The organism is Anabaena azotica SJ-1, assembly GCF_047275885.1.
Lineage (GTDB): Bacteria > Cyanobacteriota > Cyanobacteriia > Cyanobacteriales > Nostocaceae > Trichormus_B > Trichormus_B azotica_A.
In genome coordinates this window covers 515345-531699 of the sequence record NZ_CP178454.1, presented here as the reverse complement: position 1 = coordinate 531699, position 16355 = coordinate 515345, and the positions used below count along the sequence as shown (strand labels likewise).

Here is a 16355-nt window from a genome sequence, read left to right as displayed (position 1 = left end):
ACTTCTTACACCACACTGTGTTCGCGTAGCGTGCCGTTAGGCACAAATACTAGCAATTATTACTCTAGCTTAGAATAACTTGTGGCTGAGAATCCCACTCTTTTTTGGATATCAACTTAAGATACCATTTGCGGATTTACTCTTTGTTCCAGTGAAGTCTTTTTTGGAGTCACTAAAAACTATTAGTGTGTAGAAATACTAATTTTATCAGTAAAAACCGCTGAATGAGGATAAATAGGTGATCAAAATCCAAAAATTTAGCTATTGCAGTTCTAGCTCCCTGATAATAATTTGATCAAAACAAAAAAGGATAATAACAATGCCCGAAAGTAAATCTAAATTTTTAGTCCCTGTTATTAGCACTGCTATAGTCGTTGCAGGTGGGATAGCTGCTTATGTATATTTTAAAGCGCCCTCTGGAGATGTTTCCAGTCCTCTGGGAAGTGCTAAAGTAGTACCTGCTAACGCCTTGATGGCGACTTATATTAACACAGATTCTCAATCTTGGAGTAAGTTACAGCAATTTGGAACTCCACAAGCACAACAACTAGTAACCAAAGGCTTACAGGATATCAACAAACAGCTATTAAGTGATAGCAATATTGTTTATGAAACGGACATAAAACCTTGGATTGGTGGAGTTATGATTGCTGTGCTACCACCAAATCCTCCTCTACCTAATCCATCCACTCCCCCAATTCCAGTACAGCCAGAGCCAAATATTTTGTTGGTAGTAGGTATAAAAGATAAACTCAATGCCTTGAAATTTGCGACTAAATTGAAGGAGCAAAAAAACGTACAAATTCAAGAATCAGAATACAAAGGTGAGAAAATTATTGCTAGTACAAGCAAGAGCAAATCCACTTATGTAGTTGTTTTGAACAACACTCGTATACTGTTAGCACCAGAAAAACAAGCTGTAGAAAAAGCTATTGATACCTATAAAGGTGAGCCATCCTTTGCCAACAAAGAAGGCGCAAGTAGTATTTTAGCTAAAGGTGTGGATGTTAAAAACAGCCTTGCTCAAATTTATGTGCCTGATTACGCCAATATGGCACAACAGTTAACAGCTTTTAATCCCCAGGCTAGACCCTTGCCCCCACAAACATTGGCACAACTCAAGCAAGTAAAATCCATGGTAGCGGCTGTGGGTGTGGATGATGCGGGAGTGAGAATGAAAGCAGTAGTGAACTTAGATCCACAATTGAACAAATTTCAATATCAAAATACTCCGGCTAAGATAGTGGGACAATTTCCCAGTGACACTTTTGCTTTAGTCACCGGACAGAACATCAATCGTAGCTGGCAAACGTTCCTGGAACAGTCAAAAGATTATCCAGAAATTAAGCAAGGTGTAGAACAAGTACGGGGACAACTAAAACAAGCGGTCAATCTGGATTTGGATAAAGAAATTTTTGGTTGGATGGATCAAGAATTTGCCTTGGGTGCGGTGAAATCCAGTCAAGGATGGTTAGCCAATGTTGGTTTTGGGGGAGCGATGGTATTTGACACTAGCGATCGCAAAACAGCGGAAGCCACCTTCACTAAACTAGATGACTTAGCCAAGAAACAATCACTCAACATCACCAAAAGAACCATTGGTGGTAAAAATATCACCGAATGGCAAATTCCCCAACAAGGCGCTTTCATAGCACATGGTTGGCTAGATCAGGATACCGTATTTCTAGCTATTGGTGGACCAGTTGGTGAAGCACTAGCAGACAAAAAAGGTCAACCCCTCGATAATACGGACACATTTAAAGCCGTAACGAGTTCCTTACAAAAACCCAACGGTGGTTATTTCTACTTAGATTTAGAAAACACCTCTTCGTTGATTACTCGTTTAGCCACACAAGGTCAACCTCTTCCCCCGGAAGCTAATGCGGTTCTATCATCCATTCGTGGTTTGGGTGTGACAGTCAATAGCCCCGATCAATCCACCAGTCAGATGGAAATGTTGTTAGCTCTGAAATCAAGTACAGCCAAGTAAAGAAGCAGGGGAGATAGGGAGCAGGGGAGCAGGGCAGCAGAGGAGCAGGGGAGCAGGGGAGCAGGGCAGCAGAGGAGCAGGGGAGCAGGGGAGCAGGGGAGCAGGGGAGCAGGGGAGCAGGGGAAAAATAACTTCTTTCTTATTCCTGATAGCGAAGCGTGGCGTTAGCCATACTCCTGAACTCCTATTCCCTCTTAACTGTCACCTGTCACCTGTCACCTGTCACCTGTCACCTTTCTCTAGACTCAACTCCAGCAAATATGTCATAAGTAAAAAAAGGCTGTTAAACACAACTAACATTTATGACTACTGCTCTCAAAACTACTCCTGACTTTGCTTCCCGAATGGTAAATGGTATTTTGGCCATCAAGCCTTTAGCAAACCTAGCCAAACACCAAGCCAGACAAATGATGATTAAACGCGCTGAGAAAATTGGCGTGTATTGGACAAAAGAAGCAGAAAAACTGCAAGCGCGAGATTGGACAAATGATTTAGCTCAAGTACAAAATCCTCAGCTAACCTACCCAGATTATTACGTTACCTCATTCCATGCCTATGAAACCGGTAATCTGAGTTGGCAAGCAGCATTTGAAGTAGAGTCTGCCGCTCATGCTGTCCACGCTAAAATTTGGCAAGATGCAGAAGCTCAAGGTGATGCCAAACTGCGCCAAAGTTACCATAATATTCTCACCAGTTCTATTTCCCAACCACCAAAAGATATTTTAGATTTGGGGTGTAGTGTGGGTATGAGTACCTTTGCTCTCCAAGAAGTTTACCCCGATGCCAATATTACAGGTTTAGACTTATCTCCATATTTCTTAGCTGTCGCTAATTATCGTTCCCAACAACATCAAGCTAAAATTAATTGGGTTCATGCTGCGGCTGAATCTACAGGTATGCCAGATGCTGCCTTTGATTTAGTTTCTATTTTTTTGATGTGTCATGAATTACCCCAATCAGCAACGCGAAAGATTTTTGCTGAAGCCAGACGAGTTTTACGTCCAGGTGGTCACTTAGCAATTATGGACATGAATCCCAAATCGGAAGTTTACAAAAAAATGCCTAAATATATTTTTACTTTGCTCAAAAGTACAGAACCTTATCTAGATGAATATTTCACTTTAAATATTGAGCAAACCTTAGTTGAGGCAGGTTTTCAAACTCCTGCCATTACTAGCAATAGTCCCCGTCATCGCACTATCATTGCTCAGGTGAGTGACTAATATATTTCTGCTGCTTTGGGCGGTTATTCCACCTCTGTTGTTGCTGCTGTTTTATTACCGCCGCACTCCTGCTGCCCCGTCTTTATTCAATGTATTTGTTTTCTTCATTATTGGCGCTGTATCAGGTTTTGCTGCTCTCGGTTTAGAGTGGGTTGGACATTGGCAAGAGATACAGCGTTCTTTTTTTGGTGCAGCTTTACGGCAAATATTAGTAATAGCTCCTATTGAGGAAGGTTGTAAGTTTATAGGGGTAATTATTCCTCTATTTTTTCTACAACGCAGGTATAAATTTCGCGCTACTACAGTTTTTGTGTTTACCATAGCAGTGGCTTTGGGGTTTACGGCGGAAGAAAATTGGATTTATTTATTTCATGATCAAGCATTACCTTTAGAACGGATTATTGGTACACCAGTTCATGCTATGTTCTCTGCACCTTGGGGGTATGCACTGGGAAGATATTTTGCTTCTACAAGACGGTTGAATAGAGACAGAATTTTGATTTTTACGACTTGGCTAAATGCTGTTTTTTTTCATGCTCTGGTGAATACTTTATCTGCTGCTTGGGGTTTTCCTCGTCCCATACATTTTCTTGGTTATGGTTTATTTCCATTGATGTTGTGGATGTTTTGGCGGTTAGAACAATTATTAAGAAGATTACAGGGTAAACGTTCTCTGGTGTTAATTTCTGGTAACAAACCTCTAGCTCGTTATTGCCAAAGGGGTTTAGTTTTACTGGCTCTTGTATTGGGAGGTAATGCTATTTTGAAGTTGTTGATATTAGTCAGAAAAATTAATCCTTTACGGGTGGAGTATTTGTTGAAGACGGATATTCTTTGGTTTATACTAGGAGAAATATTACTAATTCTTGGTTTGGGATTTTTGGCTTGGTTAATTTATCGCTATTTAAGATATTTAGCCATTCGACGGCATTTTTTTAGGTTAGCTAAATACTAGGAGATGGTTATGCAAGCAACTTCAGTACGTTGGACTACTTCTGATTTAGCGTTATTTGCTGGTGATAACAGAAATCGCTATGAGATTATTGATGGAGAGTTATTTGTGACAAGATCACCTCATTGGAATCATCAGTCTAGCTGTGCTAATATAGCTAGATTTATCGGCAATTGGTCAGATGAAACAGGTTTAGGTAAGGTAGGTGTTGCACCAGGAATTATTTTCTCGGATGCTGATAATGTGATTCCCGATGTAGTCTGGGCTAGTCATGAATCTTTAGAAAGATTATTAGATGAAGCTGGACACTTCACAGGCGCACCAGAATTAGTGGTTGAGGTGTTGTCACCAGGAGAAAAAAACGAACAGCGCGATAGAGAAGCTAAACTAAAACTTTATTCGGTGCAAGGTGTTCAAGAATATTGGATTTGTGATGTAAATGCTAAAAAAGTTGAAGTTTATCGTCGTCAACAAGCTGGATTAAAATTAGTAGCAACTTTATATAGTGAAGATGAATTAACTAGTCCTTTATTACCAGGATTTAAGTGTGTAGTGAGTAAATTTTTTTAATAGTACACAAGCAGAGGAGAGGGGGAGCAGAGGAGCAGAGGAGAGGGGGAGCAGAGGAGCAGAGGAGCAGGGGAGCAGAGGAGCAGAGGAGCAGGGGAGCAGAGGAGAGGGGGAGCAGGGTAAAAATTAATTCGTTCTTCGTTCTTCGTTCTTCTGACTCCTGAACTCCTGATAGCGTTCACGTAGTGTGCCGTAGGCATAGCGTGGCGTTAGCCATACTCCTGAACTCCTGACTCCTGACTCCTGACTCCTGACTCCTCTGTAATCTTCTAAACTGTTGCTAAAACAGGTTGATTTACTTCTGTGGTGACAGATGTTGATTCTAGGTCATCCGAGTAGATTTCGCAGGAGTTGTTGGGGCTTTCCACTAGTTTAACTTTGTAAAGTTCTGCTCCTAGTTCTTGAATAGGCGATCGCAACATATTACTAATATAAAGAGCAATATTTTCTGCTGTTGGTACAACTTCCCCAAAATAGGGAACATCTCTATTTAAGAAACCGTGATCAAGGGGTTCAGTTACATCGGCAATTAACTGATTTAAAGCACCTAAATCAACGATCATACCTGTGCAGGAGTCGATTTCACCCTTCACTGTCACTTCTAATTGATAGTTATGTCCGTGTCCATTCACACGAGCGCATTTACCGTAAATCTCTGTATTTTTTTCTAAACTCAAATCAGGATGAGCTAATCTGTGTGCAGAACTAAATCCACTCTGGACTGTGAAGAAGGCTTCTCTTCCATTACCCTGATATTCTACCCACAGTTGTGGACTTTCAAATAGCTTAACTTTAGATAATTTTGCCCCTAATTTCTCAATGGATGGTTGGAGTAGATTACTAATGTAAAGTACCTGATGTTCAGTCGTCGGGACGATTTCAGCAAAATAAGGAATGTCTTCATTCACGCAGGAATGATCAAAGATTTTGACGACATCATTTTCAACAACTCTATTGAGGGCATCTAAATCAATAATCATCCCTGTTCGTGAGTCCATTTCCCCTTCTACAGTTACTTCTAAATGATAGTTGTGTCCGTGGGTACGGGTACATTTACCATACTTTTCAGAACTGAGGTTAGGTGCTAGACGATGGGCGGCGCTAAAGTGGGTTCTGATGCTCAGAGAAGCTTGTTTTCCTTTGCCCGTATAATCTGTCCACAGTCCAGGATGTTCAACCAATTGGACACGAACTAGAGGCAAATGAGGGGCTAAACGTTGCCAAATTACCCGCGCAATATTTTCATTAGTGGACAGAGTTTCTTGAAATTCTGGCCAGATATTATTAAGGTAAGAAAAGTCTAATTGGTCGGTAACTTCTCGCTTAATTACTTGTTTGACATCAGATAAATTTAGCACCATACCATATTCATCTAATTCCCCAGTCAGAGAGATGAATAGGGTATAATTGTGGCCTTGTCCGGGAAATTTTGAGGAACGACCAAATTTTGCCAAATTCTCGGTTTCGCTTAGTTCTGGTAGCGAATAATGATGACTAGCTAAAAATTGAGCGCGACGATTGACTATACACTGCATGGTTACACTGGAAATAGATTTTAATATTTCTTAATTTTTCACTATTTACAGCATAAACTAATTTGTTGTTATTTGTTAGTGGTCAGTCGTCAGTGGTCAGTGGTTAACAATACCAATTCTCTATGATCAGTATTTCACTAATGCAATGTTAGTGGTCAGTTATTTAAAACACAAATTACCAATTACCAATTACCAATCCCCAATCCTCTATGCTTGATTTGAGAAAATTAGCAGGGCAAATGCAGGGTTTAAGTCAACATTTAAGTTTAGAAGCTGCTGCGAGTCGTCAGCGTTTGGAGTTGGCACAGGAAAATTTAAACAATGCGTTGGAGTGTCAACAAGAGTTAATTGAACGTCAAGAAAAATGGCGCGATCGCATTCTCTTTGCTAATGCTACACCCATTGAACCTCTACAAACTTGTATTGATATTCCTGTTCCCCCTAAAGTTCACACTGTTATCTCTACAGATGGGTCACAAATTGCTCCTAATCATCATGAAATTGCGTATTGTTACTTATTAAATATCGGTAGAGTAGTTTTACATTATGGTCAAAATCGCCACCCCATTCTAGATAGTTTACCGGAAGTTTTTTATCGTCCTGAAGATTTGTATGTGTCGCGTCAGTGGGGGATTAGAACTGAAGAATGGATGGGTTATCGCCGTACTGCTTCAGAAATTACAGTGTTAGCAGAACTAGCTTGCAGTGCCAAAACAGAAGCACCAGCCTTAGCGATGGTAGATGGTTCGTTAATATACTGGTTTTTAGACCAATTACCGATGGATGCACGCGATCGCATTTTACCCCCTATTCTTGAAGCCTGGCAACAAATGCGAACAGCCCAAATACCCATCATGGGTTATCTTAGCGCCTCCCGCAACATCGAAGCCATGAACTTTTTACGGTTTTTAGCCTGTCCTCATCCAGTCCCAGATTGTATCAGTTATTGCCCCAACCAACTAGAATATGTACCCTGTAAAATCTTTGAATCTTTGCGAGATACATCCCTATGGGCAACCCAACTTCAACCCGGACAACGCAGTCCCTTATGGCGCAGTAATGCCCGAATTTTAGAATTATACAGCGACCAAATCATTTATTTTTGTTACGTTCATGTGGGTACGGAAATTGCTCGGATAGAAGTTCCTGCTTGGGTAGCAGAAAATACTGCCATGTTTGACGAAGCACTAGGTTTAATGTTGGCACAAGTACAAAAAGGATACGGCTATCCCGTGGCAATTGCGGAGGCACATAACCAGGCTGTAGTCAAAGGTGGTGATAGAAGCCATTTCTTTGCCCTTTTGGAACGAGAAATGATTAAAGCTGGTATAAAAAATGTCGGAACTTCCTATAAAGAAGCGAGAAAAAGGGGAAGTATTGCGTAGTACGATTTTGGATTGTCAAAAAATTAATATGCAATTACTGTAAATAATTAAACGCAGATGCACGCAGATAAAATTTGTGTATAAAGCTGCTTTTCTGAGTTTGGTATGATGAGGAATCTACTGAATTAAATCAATATGGCGAAATTTTGCAAATTAATAATCAGACTTGTAGTTTTGGGTGGATTATTATTAATATCTCAACAGGTTCTTGCACAAACTTGGATACCTGTGCGTGGTGGAATTCCCTTTGGTATTAGTGGGATAGCTTTGATAAATCAGCAAAACGATAAACTAGATTTTTTAATTGTCCATGACAACAAAAAACCAAATCAAGGCCGTTTAGCAATTATTAGTCTTCAAGGTAAAAATCAACCTGAATATTTACCCTTAAATTGGCCAAGTAAAAAACTACCTACAGATTTAGAAGGATTGACATCTATTCCAGATACCAAAAGCTTAGAGTTTATTGCTGTAAATAGTCAAGGTAAAGCTTATCATCTTCAATTAGACTCTAACAAAAAAAGTCTTTCTATTCTCAAAGAATTTGATTTACCAGCAATTACCAAAGATAGCAACTTTGAATCTTTCTGTTTGCAAAAAATTGATAATCAATTAATTGCAACTTGGGGACATCGTGGAGAAGGAGAAGAACCAGCAAAAATTTATTGGGGAAAGTTAAATTTAACTAAATATCAAATCACTAACATAGATTCAGCTAACTTTAAAGTACCATTTCCTGATGGTAACGTTCGCCATATTTCTGATCTGAAAATAGATAACGCCGGAATTGTTTATATTACCTCAGCAAATGATGCAGGAAATGACGGTCCATTTCAGTCTGCTGTTTATGTTGCAGGTTATTTAAGCTTGAATGGTAACAAAATAGAATGGCGACCAAATCAGCAACTTTTCCCTATTTACAGGGATAAATATCATAAAATTGAAGGTTTAGAAATAATACCTGGTGCAGCAGGAGGAGTAATAGTAGGGACAGATGATGAAAATATGGGTGCTTCTGTTTATATGATAGGTGAATAACCGCAGATGGACGCGGATAAACACAGATAAATCATCTGCGTAAATCTGCATAAATCTGCGTTTAAAACATCATTTACCTAAACATTAAATCGGAATAACATCACATCCCCTTCCTGAACAATGTACTCCTTACCTTCGCTTCTTACCAACCCTTTTTCCTTCGCACCATTCATCGAACCATGAGTTACCAAATCATTATAAGCAACGGTTTCTGCGCGAATAAAACCCCGTTCAAAATCAGAGTGAATGACACCTGCTGCTTGAGGTGCAGACATTCCCGCATGAATAGTCCAAGCGCGAGTTTCTTGGGGACCACAAGTAAAATATGTCCGCAAACCTAAAAGCGCGTAAGTTGCACGAATTAAAGATTTTAAACCACCTTCTTTTACACCCAAAGATTCCAGAAAATCAGCTTTATCTGCTTCTGGTAATTCAACTAATTCCGCTTCTACTTGTGCAGAAACAATCACAACTTGAGCATTTTCAGCAGATGCAACTTGTCGCACTTTTTCAACAAAATCATTACCTGTTGCTAAGTCATCTTCAGAAACATTAGCAGCGTAAATAATTGGTTTATTTGTGAGTAGTCCTAAGCCTTTAATAATTGCGGCTTCTTCTTCATTTAAACTCACTTGACGTACAGATTTACCTTCATTTAAAGCTGCTGCTAATTTTTCCAGCACAGTGATTTCAAATTGTGCATCTTTACTTGTGCGTGCTTGTTTGCGAGTTCTGTCAATGCGTTTTTCAATTTGAGATAAATCTGATAAACCAAGTTCTAAATTAATGATTTCAATATCTCGTGCTGGGTCTACAGAACCGGCGACGTGAATGATATCATCATTTTCAAAACAACGCACAACATGAACTATTGCGTCAACTTCGCGGATATGGGATAAAAATTGATTACCTAGTCCTTCTCCTTGACTTGCACCTTTCACCAAGCCGGCAATATCCACAAACTCAACACGAGCAGGTATAATTTGTTTAGAAGTAGCAATTTTGGCGAGAACGTTTAACCGGTCATCTGGTACTGAGACAATGCCAACATTCGGTTCAATTGTGCAGAATGGGAAGTTAGCTGCTTCGGCTTTAGCGTTAGCGACGACAGCGTTAAATAAGGTTGATTTTCCGACGTTGGGAAGTCCGACTATTCCGGCTCTTAGCATTGTAGATTTTTAGATGTTGATTGCAATTATAAGGATAATTCAAACAGGTTGAGGAATGGTTTGGGGAATTGGCCCTGGTACTGTTTGGGGAATGGGTGCTGGTACTGTTTCTGGTACTGGTTCTGGGAAGGCTGGAGGAATGGTTGGTTCTGGTGGAGGTTCGGGACTAGGTAGGGGGTTAGGTTGAGGAGTTGTTATTTGCGGTTCAGGTATGGAGACAGCACAGGGATAAAGCATGGTAAGTCTAATTGACTCGACTTTCCCAAGCTAGATGATAACTTATACCGTTGACATCTTCCCAAATGGCTATACCTAAATCTTAGTTATTTACGATTTTCCCACAATTCTAATAAACCCACTGTACCAACAAAAAATGTATAGATTCCATATTTGATGGGTTGGTGATTTTGAGAAGGTGCATAAAAAGCTGCAATGATTCCTTCGACAAAATGCGCTGATAGGGCAATATGAGCAAGTATTAATGCGGGAGTTAATATATTTGGTAGTTGGCTGTTAGTTGTTACTGTTTGGATGTTCCATAGTTCTAATCCTATGGCGCTGGTGATGAGGGGTATGGATATAAATTTGATGATGGTGAATAGTTTTGGTTTGATATCTTTTAAGTTCATGTTGTTTGATTTTCTGTAGTAATAATATTTTACATTTTATTGCATCAAATTATTTATTAATTGATCTATTCTTAAAAGTTCCTGAGTAATTTGCTTTACTGTATTTAATTCATTTGCAGGATCTGGTGGTTGAACAGTCATGTACGATGTAGCTGAAGTATGTGCGACAATGCCTCGTTCTTTCCCAAATGTATTCATAGTAGCAAGCCAAGCAGGATCTAAATCATTACTATCTATTCCTATTGGTAATAGTAATGCCAAAATATTAGCTTCTTTGACTCCATGATTATTATCCTTAACCCACCGAAAATTATTGATAGCTGAATCTATTTTCTTACTTATTTTCAGTCGTTTGTCATGTTCATCTTGACTTATCCTACTAGTTTTGTTGAGTGTGTCTGGTGGTTTATCCATAGTTAAAGAAGAGAAACCAAGTAGACATATCAGAGTGCGAGAGGTCTTACCTGTACTATCCCAAGCTCTTTTGGCATTCAAGACTGCTTCCCAAACTCTATCTTCAAGGTATGATTCAATTTCAGCATGAGCTAAAACTCTATATGCGAGAGTTTTCACTAACTGTCTATCAGAATATAAACCTGTAGGACTAATTTTAGGTAAGAATTGCTTTTTTAACCTATTTAACTCCCTGGTTAAAATCCTAAATCTAGCAGATTTTGGCATATTATATAAATACCCTACCTCAACCCGTTAAAAATTATTCGATTATCAACGAGTTCAGGTAGGTTAAACTCTACATCTAAAACTTCTAATAGACTTTCACCCCACAATCTCAAACGATTGTAAGTTTCTCGGATGTTTTTGGTTGTTCCCTCAATAGCTTCTTTAAAGTTACTGTTGGATGAACATAAGCTTTTGAAAGCTTCTTCAACTTTTTCCTTATTTCTTTGAGCAGATTCCCTTATAGTTTCATCTTTAAAGTAAAAAACCATCACATCTAAAATAGCTCGATTAAACTGGCTGCGATATTTATTGCCCAACCACATACGAGAAAAGTTATCTCCAAATATATTAATAGTTGTTTCTACTGCTTCCTCGAATTGATTAACTGCATTTTTAACATCATCATCAATTTTTTCCCAATCTTTATTAAGATTTTCACAAGTCATATCAAGAAATTTTTTAAGATTTCCTCTATATTCAGATAAAAAATAATGAAATCCTACATAACGCAACAGCAACTCGACATCTCTCATCCGAAAATCAGGATTTGGTGATTTTAATATTTTTCGTAAAGCCTTACTTTCAACTGATTTATCATCTAAGAAATTGATAAAACCACCTGGATGTAATGCTTGTCTGAGTTCTTGAGGAGATAATGGAGTGCTTTCTACATTCAAGCGCAGGAACATTTTATATAGCAAATCTTCGCTATGCCAATTCCGAATTAATATAGTCCGAATAGTTTGGTTGTCTAGAGCATTAATATCAGAACTCAAGATTACATCATTCTGAAAATCATCATATTTTTTGCCAATTAAATCACGTCTAAACTCTAAATCTTTTAGAGCAAAAGCATTATTTTTAGTTTTTTCACTCCTACCATAAAATTGCAGGATAGTTAACAATCTTTGCTTCCCGTCAAGAACGATAAATTTACCTTTTTCTTGCCGATTAACAGCTAATACTATTTGGGGGACTGGAAATCCAACTATAAGTGATTCTATGAACCTACTTTTGCGAGTTATACTCCAAGCATCTCGCCTTTGAAATTGGGGATTTAGCTGTATATGATCCCGCACAAGTTGATTAAGGATCGTTTCCGTTGTCCAATCACTACCAGAAACAACTATTTTCGATATTTCTTCTAATACGGGAATTAACTTATTACGAGATTGAGACTCAATTTCTTGCTCTTCTTCTTCCTCAAAAAATATTACTTCTTCTTCTGGCGTAAATGTAATCTGCATAGGATTTAAATCAGGACATAATATAGTTTATGACTTAATTATATGCGATAATTTATCAATTTTTACATAAAGCTCTAACCGCTAAATTGATCCAAAAATGCTCAATCAAAACCAAACCCCCCTCATAGATGCCTTAAAAATCTCCATCTCTCGTCCCCATGCACCATTTTACACTCCTGGACACAAACGCGGTGCGGGAATTTCCCCAATTTTAACTGATTTATTAGGTAAAAATGTTTTTCGCGCTGATTTAACGGAATTGGCCGAATTAGATAATTTATTTACTCCTGAAAATGCAATTCTCGCAGCACAAGAATTAGCTGCTGCTGCTTTTGGTGCTGAAAAAACTTGGTTTTTAGTTAATGGTTCTACCTGTGGAATTGAAGCCGCAATTCTCGCTACTTGCGGTATGGGAGATAAAATCATTTTGCCTAGAAATGTGCATTCTTCAGTTATTTCTGGTTTAATTCTTTCTGGTGCAATGCCTATTTTTATTCATCCCGAATATGATAAAGATTTAGATATTGCCCATAGTATTACACCGGAAGACTTAAAAACAACTTTAGCCAAACATCCTGATGCTAAAGCAGTGCTGGTAGTTTACCCTACTTATGACGGTGTTTGTGGAGATTTGAGTGCGATCGCACAAATTACCCATCAATATCATATTCCCCTCCTTGTCGATGAAGCACATGGCGCACATTTTGCTTTTCATCCTCATTTACCCGCATCAGCATTAACCGTAGGGGCTGATTTAACAGTGCAATCTATTCACAAAACCTTGGGTGCAATGACACAAGCATCAATGCTGCATATCCAAGGAAATAGAATTGATATTGATAGATTAAATAAATCCTTACAATTAGTTCAATCTACAAGTCCCAGTTTTATTCTTTTAGCTTCCCTTGATGCCGCACGTCAACAAATGGCTATCAATGGGGAATGGTTAATGTTTCAAACTTTGCAACTAGCTGAAGCCGCAAGAAATGAAATTAGTCAAATTCCTGGTTTATCAGTTTTGGAGATCCCCCCAACCCCCCTTCTTAAGGGGGGCTTTTTTGATTTAGATCAAACACGGTTAACCGTTAACGTTTCTAAATTAGGTTTAACAGGGTTTGAAGCTGAAGATATTCTCAATGAAATGGGTGTTACACCAGAATTTTCATCACTGCAAAATCTGACTTTTATTATTAGTTTAGGTAATAATTGGGCAGATATAAACGCATTAGTACAAAGCTTGCAAAATTTGGCTCGGATACCACAATTGACAAGTCAGTACAAAATATGTAAATATAGAAACGATGCTATAATTACCCGTAATATGTGCATTTCTCCCCGTGAGGCTTTTTTTGCTAACAGTGAAATATTGCCTTTGGAGATAACGGAAGACAGAATTTGTGCAGAAATTGTTTGCCCCTATCCTCCTGGAATTCCTATATTAATGCCGGGAGAAATTATTACAAAATCGGCTGTAGAATATCTGCTACAAATTCAGTCTTTGGGAGGATTTATTACTGGTTGTATGGATACAAGCCTCCGCAGCTTAAAGGTAATCAAAACCTAAATTATCATTAATTTGTAAGAAGTCAGGAGTCAGAATATTTGATAAACAGGTTAATTATCAAATAGATGTTTTTGGCGTTAGCCTGAAAAAGCTGACGGCTGATGACTAATAGTTGAATGTTTACATTTACATCCTGACATTTTTGTAACTAGCAACTTGGGTTAGATAGGGAAATCACACATTTTTAGAAAGCCAAATTTATGAAGATCAAATTTTTCATTTCAGTAGTATTAATGTCACTTATAGCAGATGTAAGTTTGCCAACTTTGGCTCAAACTCCGGTAGAAGTTCCCACTCATCGCCAGGAACTTGCTGCTAATCCTAAAGACACCGAAAAAATTAATAATATCAAAAAATTATTAGAAATTACAGGCGCAAGGAATCTGACTCAACAGATATTAACGCAAATGTTAAATTCAATGAAATCTGAATACCCTCAAGTACCAGTAAAATTCTGGGATACTTTTGCTGCTGAACTCAACCCAGATGAAATGATAAAGGAGTATATTCCTCTGTATGATAAATATTTTACCAATGAAGAAATAAAAGAAATTATTGCCTTTTATGAAACACCAATAGGAAAAAAAACTTTAACTGTAACTCCTCAAATCACTCAAGATTCCACAGAAATTGGGATTAGATATGGGAGAGCCGCAGCCGAAAGAGCCTTAGAAAAATTGAAATCTGAAGGATATATTCGCAATTTTTAAATCATCAACGAAAACAATCAAGTAAAAGGGTATAAATTTCATTTGGTATATAAATTTGTACCTCATTTACCTGAAATATGCTATGAGTTATGAGATATACACCATCAGCTACTCCTTCACCATGTAAGATTACATATCTTTTTCCTTCTTCCTTCTTCCTTCGCGTCCTAATGCCTACGGCACGCTCCGCGAACGCGTCTTTGCGGTTTATTTAATCCGTATTCTTTTAGTAGGAAAGGAGTAATATTACAGTTTACTGATAACTGAATAACTGTTTAAACTGCTTTTTTCACCAAGTCCTTATAAACAGGAACATTGGATTTCAGGAGACTACGCACAGCTTCCTCTAAATTTTCTTGTTGCAGTAAAGAATCTCCCATTAAAACTGCATTTATACCAGCATCAGCCATGAGAGCTAAATGATCAGAAGTCTCAATTCCTGACTCACTAATAACCAGAATCCCTAAGTTGTGTAAATGCGATCGCCTAGCTGCCATTAATTGCTGAGTTGTGCTAAGATTGACACCAAAATCTTCTAAACTGCGGTTATTAATTGAGATAATGCGAACATCGTCTAACTTGAGTACACGATCTAATTCAGCCAAGTTATGGACTTCCAAAATAGCATTCATTCCCAAGTAATGAATCACCCGTAAAAAATTATTGATCTCCTGATCGGTAAGAATAGCAGCGATTAATAAGACCGCATCTGCACCCGCTGACCTTGCTAAATAAATTTGGCAGGGATCAAGAATAAAATCTTTGCATAACAGAGGTAACGCTATCCGATGGCGGATAGTACGCAAATGGTCAAAACCCCCCTGGAAAAACTTTTGGTCAGTAACAACAGAGATACAAGTTGCTCCACCACGCTCATAAGACTTAGCTATGCTCAATGGATCAAAATCTAGACTAATTATATCTTGATGAGGTAGGGATCTTTTCACCTCTGTAATCAAGCCAGGTTTGTGAAGACTCTGCTGCAAAGCAGTAAAGAAATCTCGTACAGTAGGAGCAGCAGTTAATTGACGTTGTAGAGACGCAAAAGACATTTCCTGCTGCATTTGTGCCACTTCCTGCCTTTTTTGCCATACAATTTCTCTCAGTATGGGTTGCAGCCGATTATTATAAGTAGTACCAGGGTAAATCATGATGAGAAGGGATTAACGACTAAAAATTAATACTGATTGAAAAAAAAGAAATGCACACATAGATAGCACCCCTCCCAAACCTTACCCTTCCCAACAAAAGGATGACAAATAGGGATAGTGGGGTATCATCACCAACTTTTTTTGGAGTGATATAAGTGATATAAACGTTCTCCAAGTTGAAAACTGGAGTTTTTCAAAAGGGAACTCTTAACAGGGAAGAGTATAGAATTTGGGAATAAAAACCGATTAAGAAAAAACTATGGGTTTCAAAGTAGACGCGGTTTAGTAGGGAACAGAGAACTCTTCAGGAGCATCCCAACTTTGCAAAAACATTGCAAATTGTCATTCTGTATCCCTTCAGGTATTCCTGAACGTGAACGTGCCGGAGGCATTGCGTAACCGGGTGAAGCGTATTCCTGTAAACTTATACATTTGGGATACACCCGAAATTTTCACAGGGCTGAAAGTCTTTTGGTGTTTGATCACGCAGTACAACCTTAGTCATGTTTTA

14 protein-coding genes and 2 pseudogenes are annotated in these 16355 nt (G+C 38.4%); 8 read left to right on the top strand and 8 right to left on the bottom strand.

Translation table 11 applies throughout. The annotated features are described in order from the left end of the window. Positions 1-319 precede the first annotated feature (319 nt). From ACLLO5_RS02255 to ACLLO5_RS02240, 4 genes are all read left to right on the top strand, one after another. Complete coding sequence (locus ACLLO5_RS02255) at positions 320-1990, top strand: DUF3352 domain-containing protein (RefSeq protein WP_413173868.1); 1671 nt, start codon at positions 320-322, stop codon at positions 1988-1990. 302 nt (positions 1991-2292) lie between these two features. After that, positions 2293-3213 (top strand): class I SAM-dependent methyltransferase, encoded by a 921-nt coding sequence (locus tag ACLLO5_RS02250; RefSeq protein ID WP_413173867.1) that lies wholly within the window; start codon positions 2293-2295, stop codon positions 3211-3213. After that, positions 3206-4168: a PrsW family intramembrane metalloprotease gene (locus ACLLO5_RS02245; protein WP_413173866.1), complete on the top strand. Its 963-nt coding sequence runs from the start codon at positions 3206-3208 to the stop codon at positions 4166-4168. Before ACLLO5_RS02250 ends, ACLLO5_RS02245 begins: the two co-directional genes overlap by 8 nt. A 9-nt stretch (positions 4169-4177) precedes the next feature. Beyond that, complete coding sequence (locus tag ACLLO5_RS02240) at positions 4178-4735, top strand: Uma2 family endonuclease (RefSeq protein ID WP_413173865.1); 558 nt, start codon at positions 4178-4180, stop codon at positions 4733-4735. Positions 4736-5004: 269 nt separating this feature from the next. Here the strand turns inward: ACLLO5_RS02240 and ACLLO5_RS02235 are convergent. Together ACLLO5_RS02235 and ACLLO5_RS02230 are read right to left on the bottom strand one after the other, a co-directional pair. After that, positions 5005-5448: pseudogene (locus ACLLO5_RS02235) on the bottom strand (6-carboxytetrahydropterin synthase); the annotation flags it as partial. A 45-nt stretch (positions 5449-5493) separates the two neighbouring features. Then, positions 5494-6270: pseudogene (locus ACLLO5_RS02230) on the bottom strand (6-pyruvoyl trahydropterin synthase family protein); the annotation flags it as partial. A gap of 209 nt (positions 6271-6479) precedes the next feature. On the opposite strand from ACLLO5_RS02230, the gene ACLLO5_RS02225 reads away from it, so the two are divergent. Next, complete coding sequence (locus tag ACLLO5_RS02225) at positions 6480-7655, top strand: DNA double-strand break repair nuclease NurA (RefSeq protein WP_413173864.1); 1176 nt, start codon at positions 6480-6482, stop codon at positions 7653-7655. 135 nt (positions 7656-7790) lie between these two features. Next, positions 7791-8693, top strand: a complete 903-nt coding sequence (locus tag ACLLO5_RS02220) for a hypothetical protein (protein WP_413173863.1) — start codon at positions 7791-7793, stop codon at positions 8691-8693. Positions 8694-8770: 77 nt separating this feature from the next. Here ACLLO5_RS02220 and ychF read toward each other — a convergent pair whose 3' ends face one another. From ychF to ACLLO5_RS02195, 5 genes are all read right to left on the bottom strand, one after another. Further along, positions 8771-9862 carry a redox-regulated ATPase YchF gene (gene ychF, locus ACLLO5_RS02215; protein WP_413173862.1) on the bottom strand — a complete coding sequence of 364 codons (1092 nt, stop codon included), beginning with the start codon at positions 9860-9862 and terminating at the stop codon, positions 8771-8773. A 39-nt stretch (positions 9863-9901) separates the two neighbouring features. Continuing rightward, on the bottom strand, positions 9902-10099 hold the full coding sequence (locus tag ACLLO5_RS02210) for a hypothetical protein (protein ID WP_413173861.1): 198 nt from the start codon (positions 10097-10099) through the stop codon (positions 9902-9904). A gap of 86 nt (positions 10100-10185) precedes the next feature. Continuing rightward, a complete protein-coding gene (locus ACLLO5_RS02205) occupies positions 10186-10491 on the bottom strand; it encodes a hypothetical protein (protein WP_413173860.1) in 306 nt (101 codons plus the stop codon). A 36-nt stretch (positions 10492-10527) separates the two neighbouring features. After that, positions 10528-11172 carry a HEPN domain-containing protein gene (locus ACLLO5_RS02200; protein WP_413173859.1) on the bottom strand — a complete coding sequence of 215 codons (645 nt, stop codon included), beginning with the start codon at positions 11170-11172 and terminating at the stop codon, positions 10528-10530. A gap of 14 nt (positions 11173-11186) precedes the next feature. Then, complete coding sequence (locus tag ACLLO5_RS02195) at positions 11187-12419, bottom strand: DUF262 domain-containing protein (RefSeq protein ID WP_413173858.1); 1233 nt, start codon at positions 12417-12419, stop codon at positions 11187-11189. Between the two features lie 97 nt (positions 12420-12516). On the opposite strand from ACLLO5_RS02195, the gene ACLLO5_RS02190 reads away from it, so the two are divergent. Continuing rightward, positions 12517-13983 (top strand): aminotransferase class I/II-fold pyridoxal phosphate-dependent enzyme, encoded by a 1467-nt coding sequence (locus ACLLO5_RS02190; protein ID WP_413173857.1) that lies wholly within the window; start codon positions 12517-12519, stop codon positions 13981-13983. A 233-nt stretch (positions 13984-14216) separates the two neighbouring features. Further along, positions 14217-14693, top strand: coding sequence for a DUF2059 domain-containing protein (locus ACLLO5_RS02185; RefSeq protein WP_413173856.1), 477 nt, complete (start codon positions 14217-14219; stop codon positions 14691-14693). Between the two features lie 275 nt (positions 14694-14968). On the opposite strand, the gene trpC is transcribed toward ACLLO5_RS02185, so the two are convergent. Further along, complete coding sequence (gene trpC / locus ACLLO5_RS02180) at positions 14969-15844, bottom strand: indole-3-glycerol phosphate synthase TrpC (RefSeq protein ID WP_413173855.1); 876 nt, start codon at positions 15842-15844, stop codon at positions 14969-14971. Positions 15845-16355 lie beyond the last annotated feature (511 nt).

What these genes read in the sequence shown, in the direction of transcription:
- ACLLO5_RS02255 (WP_413173868.1), top strand. Translation starts at nt 320, where the DNA reads ATGCCCGAAAGTAAATCTAAATTTTTAGTCCCTGTTATTAGCACTGCT.
- ACLLO5_RS02250 (WP_413173867.1), top strand. Translation starts at nt 2,293, where the DNA reads ATGACTACTGCTCTCAAAACTACTCCTGACTTTGCTTCCCGAATGGTA.
- ACLLO5_RS02240 (WP_413173865.1), top strand. Translation starts at nt 4,178, where the DNA reads ATGCAAGCAACTTCAGTACGTTGGACTACTTCTGATTTAGCGTTATTT.
- ACLLO5_RS02225 (WP_413173864.1), top strand. Translation starts at nt 6,480, where the DNA reads ATGCTTGATTTGAGAAAATTAGCAGGGCAAATGCAGGGTTTAAGTCAA.
- ACLLO5_RS02220 (WP_413173863.1), top strand. Translation starts at nt 7,791, where the DNA reads ATGGCGAAATTTTGCAAATTAATAATCAGACTTGTAGTTTTGGGTGGA.
- ychF (WP_413173862.1), bottom strand. Translation starts at nt 9,862, where the DNA reads ATGCTAAGAGCCGGAATAGTCGGACTTCCCAACGTCGGAAAATCAACC.
- ACLLO5_RS02210 (WP_413173861.1), bottom strand. Translation starts at nt 10,099, where the DNA reads ATGCTTTATCCCTGTGCTGTCTCCATACCTGAACCGCAAATAACAACT.
- ACLLO5_RS02205 (WP_413173860.1), bottom strand. Translation starts at nt 10,491, where the DNA reads ATGAACTTAAAAGATATCAAACCAAAACTATTCACCATCATCAAATTT.
- ACLLO5_RS02200 (WP_413173859.1), bottom strand. Translation starts at nt 11,172, where the DNA reads ATGCCAAAATCTGCTAGATTTAGGATTTTAACCAGGGAGTTAAATAGG.
- ACLLO5_RS02195 (WP_413173858.1), bottom strand. Translation starts at nt 12,419, where the DNA reads ATGCAGATTACATTTACGCCAGAAGAAGAAGTAATATTTTTTGAGGAA.
- ACLLO5_RS02190 (WP_413173857.1), top strand. Translation starts at nt 12,517, where the DNA reads ATGCTCAATCAAAACCAAACCCCCCTCATAGATGCCTTAAAAATCTCC.
- ACLLO5_RS02185 (WP_413173856.1), top strand. Translation starts at nt 14,217, where the DNA reads ATGTCACTTATAGCAGATGTAAGTTTGCCAACTTTGGCTCAAACTCCG.
- trpC (WP_413173855.1), bottom strand. Translation starts at nt 15,844, where the DNA reads ATGATTTACCCTGGTACTACTTATAATAATCGGCTGCAACCCATACTG.